This is a genomic window from Acinetobacter sp. NCu2D-2 (assembly GCF_001647675.1).
GTDB lineage: Bacteria > Pseudomonadota > Gammaproteobacteria > Pseudomonadales > Moraxellaceae > Acinetobacter.
The window spans coordinates 1-12591 of the sequence record NZ_CP015595.1; the positions used below are offsets into that span (position 1 = coordinate 1).

The following is a 12591-nucleotide window of genomic DNA, read 5'->3' on the forward strand; positions in this document are numbered from 1 at the left end:
ATGAAACATAATCAAATCACTCAATCTTTAAAAAAATTGGCGGGACTTAACTTCTTTGCTGCAGCTGCAATTATGGGCTTCAGCCAGCAAGTGCTAGCTCATGGTCAAGCTGCAGAAATGGTTCCGTTGTATCAAAATATGAGTGATTTTGGTGCTGAAGTTAAGAAAGACGACTTCACCAACACATATACAATTAGCAAAGGTTCAGTTGTTGTTCGTGCTAAACCAAACTCTGACACAGTGTTAGTAAACGGAAAGCCTTTAAAAGTTAGTGTTCCACTCGTTGAAAAAAATGGAAAAGTCGAAGTTAGCAAAGAATTTGCGGCTGAAATTTTCCAATCAGGTCTAGATCAAACATTTAAAGTAGAGGCGACTGCGCATCCATTAAATGGCTTGAACACTCAAGAAATTACAAAAACCTATGAAGCGATCAGCCAATCTGAGCATGCTTATTCAAATATGCGTTTCTCAGAAATTAAATTGCGTGATCCTGCTAAAGAGAAGGTTTGGGACGCATTTATTAATCACAAAGCTTTAAATGAAGACCGTATTGCTGAATTTACCTTACTTAAAGGTAAATCAGTGATTGAAGGTGCTGTCAATTTAAAAACTGGCAAAGTCATTCAGTGGAATGTCCTTGAAAATACACATGGCATGGTACTTTACGATGACATGATGGCTGTACAAGACATTGTTACTAAAGATAAAAATTATATTAAAGCACTTGCTAAACGTGGTGTGAAAGACCCGTCTAAAATTGTGACTACGCCACTGACTGTTGGATATTTCGGCGGTAAAGATGGCTTGAGTCAAGAATTAAATGTGCTGAAAGTGGTTTCTTATGTGAATGTCGGTGATGGTAACCATTGGGCGCATCCGATTGAAAACCTCGTAGCTGTAGTTGATTTAGATAGCAAAAAAGTCATTAAAATTGAGGAAGGTTCAATCATTCCTGTACCAATGACACCGCGTCCAATTGATACAAAAAGTGCATTCGAGCATAAGCCATTAAATATCGTAGAACCAGAAGGTAAGAATTTCTCGATCACGGGTCAAACGGTGCATTGGGGGCCTTGGTGCTTCCATGTCGGTTTAGACTCACGTGTTGGGGTTAAATTATCTACAGTTACCTATAAAGACAAAGGCGTTAAACGTAAAGTCATGTATGAAGGTAACCTAGGCGGTATGGTTGTCCCTTATGGTGACCCTGATATCGGTTGGTACTTTAAGTCTTACCTAGATTCTGGTGAGTATGGTATGGGTACATTGACTTCCCCAATCGAAAAAGGTATCGATGCACCTGACAATGCAGTTCTGTTGGATGCTGTACTTGCTGATTACACCGGTCAACCACGTATTATTCCAAATGCAATTGCCATTTTTGAACGTTATGCGGGTCCTGAATACAAACATCAAGAAATGGATCAAGCCAATGTAAGTGCTGAACGACGTGAACTTGTTGTGCGTTGGATCAGTACTGTTGGTAACTATGACTACATGTTTGACTGGGTATTTAACAGCAACGGTATTGTAGCAATTAATGCGGGTGCAACTGGTATTGAGGCTGTTAAGGGCGTTAAAGCACGTACGATGCATGATGCTACAGCGAAAGAAGATACGCGTTATGGTACGTTGATTGATCACAACATCGTGGGTACAACGCATCAGCACATCTATAACTTCCGTTTAGATATGGATATTGATGGTGAAGAAAATAGTTTCATCGAAATTGATCCAGTCATTGCGAAGAATACACGTAGTGGTCCGCGTACAAGTACCATGGAAGTAGAAGAGCGTACTGTTAAAACTGAACAAGATGCGGCACAAAAATTTGACCCATCAACAATACGTTTATTAAGCAATACAAATAAAGAAAACCGCATGGGTAATCCGGTTTCTTATCAGATTATTCCTTATGCAGGTGGTACACATCCGATAGCAAAAGGTGCGAATTTCTCGCCTGATGAATGGTTATTCAAACGTCTAAACTTCATGGATAAGCAAATTTGGGTGACAAAGCGTGATGCCAATGAGTTATTCCCTGAAGGCAAATACACAAATCGTTCAAAAGAAGATACGGGTCTTGGTCAATTTGTCGCAAACAATGACAATATTGAAAATAAAGATTTAGTTGTGTGGATGACGACAGGTACAACACACGTAGCGCGTGCTGAAGAGTGGCCAATTATGCCAACAGAGTGGGTTTACACCATGTTGAAACCTTGGAACTACTTCGACAGCACACCGACCTTACAAGCGGATGAGCTAAAACAAGACAAGAAATCAAAGTCTAAAAAATAATTTTTAGCGAAGAGGACTAACATAAGTTAGTCCTCTTTTTTTTATAAAAAAGAAGGAAAGTTATGAAAAAGAATATTTTTTCAATCGCTGTACTCACAGCAATGGGGTCTACAGCAGTTAATGCTCAAGCATTACCAGAACAACTCACTGTTAAACCTGTGATCGATTTAACTGCAGCTACCTTCTATAGCGATAAGAGCTATGATGGGATGACGACTGACAGTAAATCATGGCAGGAAGTCGTTGCTAAATATGGCGTAGAAGCTGAATATAAGCTTGATCAAGGTACACTTTACAGTAGCCTTATCGCAGTCAGTTCTGCAACTTTTGGCGATGGAGATGCTGCCGGTATTACTACAGGTGATGAGCGTAAAACGTCTTTGGAGCAGTGGAATTTAGGTTGGCGCAATGGTTCTGTTGAAGATGCTACAATTGATGCAAGTATAGGTCGTCAGAAAGTCCAAATCGCGGATGGCTTCTTGGTTGCTGGTGATGCACTTAACTTTGGTAAAGGCTATGGTGATGAGCTTGATCGTGGTGGTGCTTATTACTTAGCAGCACGTCAAAGCTTCGATATGACAGCGGTATTACATTATCAAATTAATGATGCATTAAAGACGCATTGGTACTATTTAGAATCAAGCAATAAAGCACAAAATGAAGCGAAACTGTGGTCAGCAGATTTTGAATATCAGTATGCGAACAGTGATTTTGGTTTAACTTATTTACAAATCACAGATGTAGCAGATAAAGAAACCCAACGTGATGATCTAAAAGATATTGCTGTTCGTGCAAAAAAACAAGTCAATGAACAACTTGCTTTGGCTGCTGAATATGTCCATCAAGATCAAAAGCAAGGCAATGAAAACGCTTGGTATGCATCTGCACAATATACATTTGATCAAGTGAAGTATCAGCCGACGTTAGGCTACCGTTTCTCATCATTCTCAGAACAATATGATGGCTTGTTCTATGGCAATACGGATGCAGGCTTCGGAACCTGGTTCCAAGGTGAGGTTGCTGCGAACTATTCAGGTCCTTACAGTACCAATGCACGTATTCATCAACTATCTTTACAGGGATCTGTACAAGAGAATTTACATCTAGGTGTGTTGGGCTACAAGTTTGATACCATTGATAAATCATCTGGGGAGAATCTTGATGGAGCAGAAGTAGATTTATTTGCAGTATGGTCACCGACACAAAATGTTAATGTCATTCCATTGATCGGTTTCTACAAACCGAAAAAAGATGTAAATAATGGTGGGGCTCAAATGGGTGACAAAGACACCAATACTTATGCTCAACTGATTCTTCAATATGTGTACTAAGATGGTATTTTATAGTTTTTAACTATATTTAATGTATAAAAAAGCACTGATTTTTCAGTGCTTTTTTATATTTAATCTTTAATGTTTTTCATACTCTTGAATGACTTCTAAGGCAGCACGAAAAGCTTCTTGAGTCGCTGGTGCACCGCAATATGGCAAGCTATGCAGTAGAACTTCCTGAATCTCTTCGACTGTTGCGCCATTATTTAAAGCGCCACGTACATGGCCTTTAAGCTCAGTCGGACTTTTTTGTGCTGTTAGAAAAGCGATCGTGATGAGGGAGCGATATTTACGTGGCAGTACACCTTCACGTTGCCATGTTGAACCCCAAGCATGCTCATTGATCCAATTTTGTAAAGGTTCAGTAAAAGGGACTGTATTATCCTGCGCGCGTTTTACAAAAGCTTCACCCATGACTTCTTTACGAACCTTTAGTCCATTTTCAAAATCTTGTTGAGACATCTTATTTACCCTCTGAATTTTATAAATATGGTGTCTCAGGTTGAGCCCACCATATTAATTATAAGTTTTATGCTTTTACTTCAATTGCAATTGCTGTCGCTTCACCACCACCGATACAAAGTGCAGCAATCCCTTTACGCTTACCTAAACGTTTTAAAGCGTAGGCGAGTGTCACAATAATGCGTGAACCTGAAGAACCTAAAGGATGACCCAATGCACATGCGCCACCTGAAATATTTACTTTTTCGCTATCTAAATTAAAGGCATCAATTGCAGCCATTGTGACCATGGCAAACGCTTCATTGATTTCCCATAAATCGACTTCTTCAGCAGCCCAACCAGTTTTTTTCAGTACTTTCTCAATCGCACCAACTGGTGCAATCGTAAATTCTGAAGGATGTTGAGAATGGCTTGCATAAGCTTTGATTTCTGCAAGGACAGGGAGACCTTTCGCTGTGGCATATTCTTCTGAAGTGACTGCTATTGCAGATGCACCATCGGAAATTGAGCTTGCATTGGCAGCAGTAATCGTCCCATCTTTGGCAAAAGCAGGACGTAAGGTCGGGATCTTCTCAAGTTTTGCTGTAAAAGGATTTTCATCCTGAATTACGACAGTTTCACCCTTACGACTGGTAACTGTCACTGGTGCAATTTCGTCAGTAAGATAACCATTTTGAATTGCAGATTGGGCACGAGTTAATGAGCGAATCGCAAACTCATCTTGTTGTTCGCGTGTATAGCCTTTTTTATTGGCCATGTCTTGAGCAAGAACACCCATTGAATAGCCAGTTTCAGCATCTTCCAAACCTTCTTGGAACATATGGTCTGTGACTTTTCCATGCCCCATACGGAAACCAGCACGAGCTTTATCCATAAGATAAGGCGCGTTACTCATTGATTCCATACCACCAGCAATGATCAAATCAGCACTTTCTGCTTTGATTGCATCAGCAGCTTGCATGACAGCCTTCATACCCGAACCACAGATTTTATTAATAGTGGTCGCACCGACATGATCAGGAATACCAGCTAAGCGCATTGCTTGACGAGCAGGTCCTTGTTTTAAGCCTGCGGGTAGGACACAACCCATGATAACTTCATCAATACTTGAACTATCGATATTTGCGCGCTTGATCGTTTCTTGAATTGCAGCAGCACCCAGCTGTGGTGCTGTTAAGTTAGATAAGCCACCCTGAAAGCTACCCATTGCTGTGCGGCTAGCTGCACTGATAATAATTTTTTTCATCCGTTGATATTTCTCATATTTAAGTTGTTTAAATACAATCAAAGCAGCCGAAGCTGCTTTGAATTAGTGGATCATGATCATCAATTATGCTGCGATTGCATCAGTGATCAGCTCAACACCTGTTGCAGCTTGGATCTGTTCCAATGACACATCCTTTGCAAGTTCTACTAATACCACACCTTTTTCTGTAATATCCATTACACCAAGGTCCGTAATAACACGATTTACTACACCTTTTCCGGTTAAAGGAAGGGCACAGTTTTTAACGATTTTAGCACTGCCGTCTTTTGCGTTATGTTCCATCAACACAACTACTTTTTGAACGCCAGCAACTAAGTCCATCGCACCGCCCATACCTTTAACCTTTTTACCTGGAATCATCCAGTTAGCAAGGTCACCTTGTTCAGATACCTCCATCGCACCTAAAATGGCAATGTTGACATGTCCGCCACGGATCATTGCGAAAGACTCAGAACTTGAGAAAAATGCCGCGCCTTTACGTGCAGTCACGGTTTGTTTACCCGCATTGATTAAATCCGCATCTACAGTTTCAGCTGTAGGGAATTCATCAATACCGAGTAAACCATTTTCAGATTGAAGCCAAACATTAATATCTTCAGGAATATAATTGGCGACAAGGGTAGGTAAACCAATACCTAAATTGACGTAGAAGCCATCTTCAAGCTCAAGTGCGGCACGTTGTGCCATTTCATTACGTGTCCAAGCCATGATTTAAGCCTCTGCCTTTAAAGTCATTTGTTCGATACGTTTTTCAGGTGTTGCATTTAGAACGATACGATTGACATAAATTCCAGGTAAGTGGATATCATCAGGATCAATTTCACCGATTTCTACAATTTGCTCAACTTCAACAATAGTGAACTTACCAGCAACAGCACATTCTGGATTAAAGTTTCGAGCCGTTTTACGGAATACCAGGTTACCCGCTTTATCGGCCTTATATGCTTTAACAAGCGCAACGTCGGCAGTTAATGTTGGTTCTAAAATGTATTCTTTACCATCAAAAATACGACTTTCTTTACCTTCAGCGATCAGTGTTCCAACACCAGTTTGAGTATAGAACGCAGGAATACCCGCACCACCTGAACGTAACTTTTCAGCCAAGGTCCCTTGAGGCGTTAACTCAACTTCAAGTTCACCACTTAAATATTGACGTTCAAATTCTTTGTTTTCACCCACATAAGATGAAATCATTTTTTTAATTTGTTTGGTCTGAAGAAGCTTTCCTAAACCAAAATCATCGACACCCGCATTATTGGAGATACAGGTTAGATTCTTAACCCCCGTTTCTTTAAGCGCTTCGATTAACGCTTCCGGAATACCGCATAAACCAAATCCGCCGACAGCCAAGGTTTGACCATCTGCAACAATACCATCAAGTGCTTCGCGTGCACTTGCAACCAACTTATTCACGTATTTAATCCTTTTAAATCAGTGATCAACTTTTGCATCAGCTGAGTTATTTTCTAATTCATCTGCATGTAAGAAATGAGTGTGGTGTGGAGCACGTTTGGTTTTTGACCATTCTTCCAGCATTTCGTGTTTCATTTCTTCGGTGATAAGCGCAATTTTTTCAGGTGCTTTCTCATCATCATAAGCAAGTTCTAAACGGTGACCATTTGGATCGAAGAAGTAAATTGAATGGAAAATACCGTGATTGGTAATACCTAAAACATCGACACCATTGGCTTCTAAGTGCTCTTTTGCTTCAATTAAAGCAGCACGATCTTTGACTTTAAGTGCAATATGCTGAACCCATTTTGGTGTGTTTTCATCACGACCCATTTCAGGTTGTGTCGGAAGTTCAAAGAATGCCAAAACGTTGCCATTACCAGCATCAAGAAATAAATGCATGTAAGGGTCAAAAGCTTTAGTTGATGGCACGTGATCTTCAGCGAATGCCAAAATAAAGTCCATGTTGAGATTTTTTTTGTACCATTCCACCGTTTCTTTGGCATCTTTACAACGGTAAGCAACGTGGTGAATTTTTTCGATTTGTATCGCCATATGAATGTCCTTATTTAAAATTATCCAGCGTCTTGCTGTGCTTCAGGAGCTGCATTTTTAAATGCATCTAATTGATTGCAATGTTGATAGATGGCTTGAATTTTTGGATAAGCCGATAAATCGATGTTGAAACGCAATGCGTTATACACTTGAGGAATCAAGCAGCAATCGGCAAGCGTCGGTTGATCACCGAAACAGAATTGACCATTTGATTCAGACAGTTGAGCTTCAAGTGTATTAAATCCAGTCAGTACCCAATGTGTGTACCATTGATTTTTCTGTTCTTCAGAAACTTCTAAAGTGCCAGTTAAATATTGCAGTACTCGTAGGTTATTCAACGGGTGAATATCACAAGCGATGGCAAGACTAAACGCACGTACCAATGCACGTTGTTTAGGGTCATGAGGTAGCAATGCGACTTCAGGGTGTTGATCTTCTAAATATTCTAAAATACTTAGAGATTGGCTTAGTTTTAATTCATCATCGACCAATGTTGGAACCAATTTAGATGGATTGATCGCCTTATATGCTTCACCATGCTGTTCACCGCCATTTTTCACTAAATGGACGGGGATTTGATCAGCATTCAAATTTTTTAAATTCAACGCGATACGTACACGGTATGCGGCTGAACTTCGAAAATAGGTATACAGTTGCATGATTTAATTTCCTTAAGCTTGGAAATTAAATTGAAGTGCTGGCAAAACTTTACCTGTCACTTCACCAAAGCCGATACGTAGACCATCTTTTTCACAGAAACCTTTCATAATGACTGTATCGCCATCCTGAATAAAAGTACGTTGCTCACCATTGGCAAGTGTCAGTGGTTTGGTTGCATTCCATGTGATTTCTAATAATGAACCATATGAGTTTGGTGTAGGACCTGAAATTGTGCCTGAACCCATTAAGTCACCGACTTGAACATTACAACCCGCGATCGTGTGATGTGTCAGTTGCTGTGCCATTGACCAATACATGTATTTGAAGTTGGTTTCACAAATGACATCTGCTTGTGCTGCATTTTCTGCTTGGATTTCAACAGATAAGTTGATGTCATAGCTGTTTGCTGAATGATCTTCGCGAAGGTATGCAAGTGGTTGTGGTTCTTGAACAGGTGAGCTTGTTTTAAATGGCTCTAAGGCTTCAAGTGTCACAATCCATGGTGAAATTGATGATGCAAAAGTTTTGGCATTGAATGGACCAAGTGGTACATATTCCCATTGTTGTAAGTCACGTGCAGACCAGTCATTGAATAGCACCATACCAAAAATATGATCCCACGCATTTTCAATTGAAATTGGTTCACCGAGTTTATTTGGTTTACCAACAATGAAACCTGTCTCTAGTTCGAAATCAAGTTTACGGCATGCTGAGAATTGTGGACGGTCTTCATTCGGAAGTTTGATCTGACCTGATGGACGAACCACATCTGTACCACTCACAATCACAGAGCTTGCACGACCGTTATAACCTACTGGCAGTTCAGACCAGTTCGCAAGAAGTGCGTTCTTAGGATCACGGAACATACAACCTACGTTTGTTGCGTGTTCTTTTGAAGAATAAAAATCTGTATAGCCAGGAACATGGACAGGAAGATGCATGATGACATCAGCTTGTTTATGGAAAACTTTGCCACGTAATTCACTATTGTCACGTAGCTCTGGATTGTCCGCTGAAAGTAGGTTTTGTAATTCAGCACGAATTTTTGACCAATTTTCTTTTCCAGAATCAATAAATTTATTCAGTGTTGCCTGATTGAAAAAGGTTTCGCCTGATTGGATCGATAAATAGCCATTTGCTTCAAGAGCAGCAAGATCTACCACCCACTCACCCAATGCCACACCTACACGACGTTCACCTTCTTGTGAATTACTAAATACGCCATAAGGTAAGTTTTGAATGGGAAAATCTGAATTTTGAGCAACGTCAATAAACGATTTTAATTGGCTAGTCATTTCCATGTTCCTTATGTAAACCAAGGGTTTTTAGATAAAACCCATCTTAAAATTGCATCAAATTGATCTTAAAACGCCTATTGATATTTAAATAAAAATAATTAAATCAATAATTTAAATATTTTTTACTAAATTCATCAGCCTTGAGTCTAAGACCTATTGATTTTTGGGATTAATCTCATCATACTGATTTTCATAAATTACGCAATACATAAATTAATTACGTAATACGTAAATTAGACGTATGCGAAGTTTAGTTTTAAGTTTCTCGATGCCCTCATTCTGTTTGATTCTTGGTAATCAACCCGCTTCGAGTAGAATACGAGTTAATAGAAATGAGAGTTGTCGGTTAATGACTGAAGATAAAGTACAGGGTGGGGTTCAGTCCCTTGAAGTGGGTCTAGGTGTATTGGATGCGTTGATTACACATAGAACACCGATGATGTTAAAAGAGTTGGCGGAAGCGTTGTCTATGCATCCTGCAAAAGTCCATCGTTATGTTGTGAGTTTGGTTCGCATGAATTATGCAAAACAACTTGAAGATGGACGTTATGCATTGGGTGACCAAGCTTGGCGATTAGGTTTGCAATGCATCCAACGTACGGATGTCATTCAAGCAGCTCAACCGCATATTCAAGCATTACATCGTGAAATACATTGCGGTCTGCAAATTAGTCGTTGGACGTCCCAAGGACCGTTGATCGTACAGTTTATTGAACCTGACCAGCCTGTTTCAGTCATTACACGTGTTGGCTCAATTATGCCGTTGTTAAATTCAGCGACCGGGCGTGCGTTTGCAAGTTTTCTTCCAGAAAATGTGGTGAAACCTTTACTTGAGCGTGAGTGGATTGAGAAGCAAAAACAAGATTTGTCGGTCTATCCGGCAAATTGGGAAGAATTTTTAGAACTGAAACAGGATATTGTCGCTAAAGGCGCAGCAACTGTTTCAGGGGATATGCTTGTAGGTGTGAATTCATTTTGTGTCCCTGTATTTAATGTACATGGTGATATTGAATTTTGCATCGCAGCTTTAGGTAGTGAAGCTTACTTACCGATGGACTTTGAAAATGAGAAAGTTCGAGTATTAAAAGCCACCGCCAAAGCACTAACTGAATTTGTGACAAAAGGACAGTCGTCACCTGTTTTGCAAGTCCCAAATAATTAGTACAGGCATTTAAAAGTGTAAGTTTTAAAAGAACAGGTATCTCATTTGGCGTCATTCTAATGGGGTACTGAGTTTGCAATTAGAACGTTTAATACCGTTTAGCATAATGAGGACAAGGAGTTCGAAATGCATTTTCCAGCAACGCAGCCACGACAATCTCTTTATTATGACTATCAAGTGTTTCCACACTTCCATAGTCAAGAAGCGATTCATACAGATGAAAAAACTGTAACAGTTGTGGGTGCTGGTCCAATTGGTATGACCACTGCACTTTTACTCGCTAAGCAAGGTGTAAAAGTAATTCTATTGTCGTCTGAGCTTCAGTTATCTGAGGGAAGTCGTGCTTTGGTATATACAAAGCGCTCGATGGAAATTTTACAAGCTGCTGGTGCCGCTGAAAAAATTATGTCAAAAGCATTGCCATGGACACATGGTAATTCGATCTACAAAGGAAAAGTTGCATTTCGTATGGAGTCTCCAACCAACGAAAATGATCAATTTGAACCTTTGAATAACCTTCAACAAAATTGGTTAGAGCATTTCTTATTAGAAACTATTAAAGAAAATGACAATATCGAAGTACGTTGGGGCAATAAAGTCGTCGATCACGTTCAACAAAATGACGAAGTGACTTTAACTATTCAGACGCCAGAAGGTGAGTACACGCATACATCTAAGTGGGTCGTTGCTGCTGATGGTGGTCGTTCTCCAATTCGTGAACGTATGAAACTTTGGATGGAAGGTGCAAGCTACGAAGGTCGCTTTGTCATTGCAGATATCCGCATTAAATTGGATTATCCAACAGAGCGTCTTGCTTACTTTTCACCAGATTGGAACCCAGGCAATACCATCTTAATGCACCGTGAACCAGATAGTATTTGGCGTTTCGATTACCAGCTTGACACGTCGGTTACCCCTGAAGAAGCATTAAAACCTGAGAATCTTCATAAAGCTGTACAAGATCAATTAAAAATGATTGGTCAAGATCATCTTGAATGGGAAATGGACTGGAGTACGGTTTACTCTGCACGTGCTTTGACATTAGATAACTACGTCCATAACCGTATTATCTTTGTGGGCGATGCTGCACACTTATTACCAATTTTTGGTGTGCGTGGTGCAAATACTGGTTTCCAAGATGCACAAGATTTAGCTTGGAAACTAGCAGGTGTGGTCAATGGTTGGGCACCAGAGAAATTACTTGAAAGCTATACTTACGATCGCGTAGGTGCAGCTCGTGAAATTATTGCTGAAGCTGGTAAGTCAACTCGCTTCATGGCGCCGCCTACAGATGGCTTTAAGCTACTTCGTGATGCGGTACTGTCGCTGTCTTTAGAACATGAATTTGTGCGCCCACTCTATCATTGGCGTACTTCACGTCCACACGCTTACACACATTCTCCATTAAATAGTCAATTTGACGATAATTCAAAAATGGCAGAGCAAACTGAAAATGGAGCATTGATTCCGAATGTGAAGTTTGCTGATGGTTCGTACTTGTATGATTCAATCTCAGGGAAGTTCACTGTACTTGCTTTGACTGAAAATGGACAAATTTCAGCTCAATTGGTTGCTGAAGTTGCCCAGTTAAAAGCAGACAAAGTACCTGTACAGCTTGTTGCATTAGCCATCGATGGACAACAGGTATCTGGAGCTGATCTGACATTAACAATCAGTCCTGATTTAGCTGAAAATCGCTTCTTTGCAAGTGCTGGTACAGTGTATTTGGTTCGTCCTGGTCATCATATTAATGGTCGTTGGTTGAGCTACAGTGAAAATGCATTAACCAAAACTTTCCAACAATTTGCTAATGTAGAAAACGGAGTTGCAGCATGAGCTTAATTTCAATTGATGATCTTGAAAAAGTATATGATCATTTAGCAGAAAGCCTAGATTCGATCCCTGCTGAGAAACGCGAATTATTTTTGGTAAAACTTGCGTTATTAAGTGCGAATCAAATCCAAGATGGTTCTGTTTTCTTGCAGTTAGTCAATCAAGCGAAAGTATTTGAAGATTAATTCAATTATATTTCAAAAAAACCCAAACCTCGTGTTTGGGTTTTTTTATAACTATAAAAATTGATTATAATTATTGCGACACGTT

12 protein-coding genes are annotated in these 12591 nt (G+C 39.9%); 5 read left to right on the plus strand and 7 right to left on the minus strand.

Translation table 11 applies throughout. The annotated features are described in order from the left end of the window. Both tynA and A3K93_RS13205 read left to right on the plus strand, forming a co-directional pair. Window positions 1-2301 (plus strand): primary-amine oxidase, encoded by a 2301-nt coding sequence (gene tynA / locus A3K93_RS13200; RefSeq protein WP_067731758.1) that lies wholly within the window; start codon window positions 1-3, stop codon window positions 2299-2301. A 62-nt stretch (window positions 2302-2363) separates the two neighbouring features. After that, window positions 2364-3632 (plus strand): hypothetical protein, encoded by a 1269-nt coding sequence (locus A3K93_RS13205; protein WP_081408556.1) that lies wholly within the window; start codon window positions 2364-2366, stop codon window positions 3630-3632. 78 nt (window positions 3633-3710) lie between these two features. Here A3K93_RS13205 and A3K93_RS13210 read toward each other — a convergent pair whose 3' ends face one another. From A3K93_RS13210 to fahA, 7 genes are all read right to left on the minus strand, one after another. Next, window positions 3711-4094 carry a carboxymuconolactone decarboxylase family protein gene (locus A3K93_RS13210; RefSeq protein WP_067731759.1) on the minus strand — a complete coding sequence of 128 codons (384 nt, stop codon included), beginning with the start codon at window positions 4092-4094 and terminating at the stop codon, window positions 3711-3713. A gap of 67 nt (window positions 4095-4161) precedes the next feature. Continuing rightward, on the minus strand, window positions 4162-5340 hold the full coding sequence (locus tag A3K93_RS13215; protein ID WP_067731760.1) for a thiolase family protein: 1179 nt from the start codon (window positions 5338-5340) through the stop codon (window positions 4162-4164). A gap of 84 nt (window positions 5341-5424) precedes the next feature. Continuing rightward, window positions 5425-6069: a 3-oxoacid CoA-transferase subunit B gene (locus A3K93_RS13220; protein WP_067731761.1), complete on the minus strand. Its 645-nt coding sequence runs from the start codon at window positions 6067-6069 to the stop codon at window positions 5425-5427. A 3-nt stretch (window positions 6070-6072) separates the two neighbouring features. Beyond that, a complete protein-coding gene (locus A3K93_RS13225) occupies window positions 6073-6774 on the minus strand; it encodes a CoA transferase subunit A (RefSeq protein ID WP_067731762.1) in 702 nt (233 codons plus the stop codon). 18 nt (window positions 6775-6792) lie between these two features. Next, window positions 6793-7368 carry a VOC family protein gene (locus A3K93_RS13230; protein ID WP_067731763.1) on the minus strand — a complete coding sequence of 192 codons (576 nt, stop codon included), beginning with the start codon at window positions 7366-7368 and terminating at the stop codon, window positions 6793-6795. 20 nt (window positions 7369-7388) lie between these two features. Continuing rightward, on the minus strand, window positions 7389-8027 hold the full coding sequence (gene maiA, locus A3K93_RS13235) for a maleylacetoacetate isomerase (RefSeq protein WP_067731764.1): 639 nt from the start codon (window positions 8025-8027) through the stop codon (window positions 7389-7391). A gap of 12 nt (window positions 8028-8039) precedes the next feature. Continuing rightward, complete coding sequence (gene fahA, locus A3K93_RS13240) at window positions 8040-9323, minus strand: fumarylacetoacetase (RefSeq protein WP_067731765.1); 1284 nt, start codon at window positions 9321-9323, stop codon at window positions 8040-8042. A 352-nt stretch (window positions 9324-9675) separates the two neighbouring features. Between fahA and A3K93_RS13245 the strand changes: the two genes are divergently transcribed. The 3 genes from A3K93_RS13245 to A3K93_RS13255 all read left to right on the plus strand — a co-directional run bounded on the left by A3K93_RS13245 (window position 9676) and on the right by A3K93_RS13255 (window position 12506). Beyond that, window positions 9676-10488 carry an IclR family transcriptional regulator gene (locus tag A3K93_RS13245; protein WP_067731766.1) on the plus strand — a complete coding sequence of 271 codons (813 nt, stop codon included), beginning with the start codon at window positions 9676-9678 and terminating at the stop codon, window positions 10486-10488. Window positions 10489-10614: 126 nt separating this feature from the next. Further along, complete coding sequence (locus A3K93_RS13250) at window positions 10615-12324, plus strand: FAD-dependent monooxygenase (protein WP_067731767.1); 1710 nt, start codon at window positions 10615-10617, stop codon at window positions 12322-12324. Then, window positions 12321-12506, plus strand: a complete 186-nt coding sequence (locus tag A3K93_RS13255) for a hypothetical protein (protein WP_067731768.1) — start codon at window positions 12321-12323, stop codon at window positions 12504-12506. The genes A3K93_RS13250 and A3K93_RS13255 overlap by 4 nt, the downstream gene beginning before the upstream one ends. Window positions 12507-12591: the final 85 nt, after the last annotated feature.

Coding starts and splice junctions, on each gene's coding strand:
- tynA (WP_067731758.1), top strand. CDS start 1: ATGAAACATAATCAAATCACTCAATCTTTAAAAAAATTGGCGGGACTT.
- A3K93_RS13205 (WP_081408556.1), top strand. CDS start 2,364: ATGAAAAAGAATATTTTTTCAATCGCTGTACTCACAGCAATGGGGTCT.
- A3K93_RS13210 (WP_067731759.1), bottom strand. CDS start 4,094: ATGTCTCAACAAGATTTTGAAAATGGACTAAAGGTTCGTAAAGAAGTC.
- A3K93_RS13215 (WP_067731760.1), bottom strand. CDS start 5,340: ATGAAAAAAATTATTATCAGTGCAGCTAGCCGCACAGCAATGGGTAGC.
- A3K93_RS13220 (WP_067731761.1), bottom strand. CDS start 6,069: ATGGCTTGGACACGTAATGAAATGGCACAACGTGCCGCACTTGAGCTT.
- A3K93_RS13230 (WP_067731763.1), bottom strand. CDS start 7,368: ATGGCGATACAAATCGAAAAAATTCACCACGTTGCTTACCGTTGTAAA.
- maiA (WP_067731764.1), bottom strand. CDS start 8,027: ATGCAACTGTATACCTATTTTCGAAGTTCAGCCGCATACCGTGTACGT.
- fahA (WP_067731765.1), bottom strand. CDS start 9,323: ATGACTAGCCAATTAAAATCGTTTATTGACGTTGCTCAAAATTCAGAT.
- A3K93_RS13245 (WP_067731766.1), top strand. CDS start 9,676: ATGACTGAAGATAAAGTACAGGGTGGGGTTCAGTCCCTTGAAGTGGGT.
- A3K93_RS13250 (WP_067731767.1), top strand. CDS start 10,615: ATGCATTTTCCAGCAACGCAGCCACGACAATCTCTTTATTATGACTAT.
- A3K93_RS13255 (WP_067731768.1), top strand. CDS start 12,321: ATGAGCTTAATTTCAATTGATGATCTTGAAAAAGTATATGATCATTTA.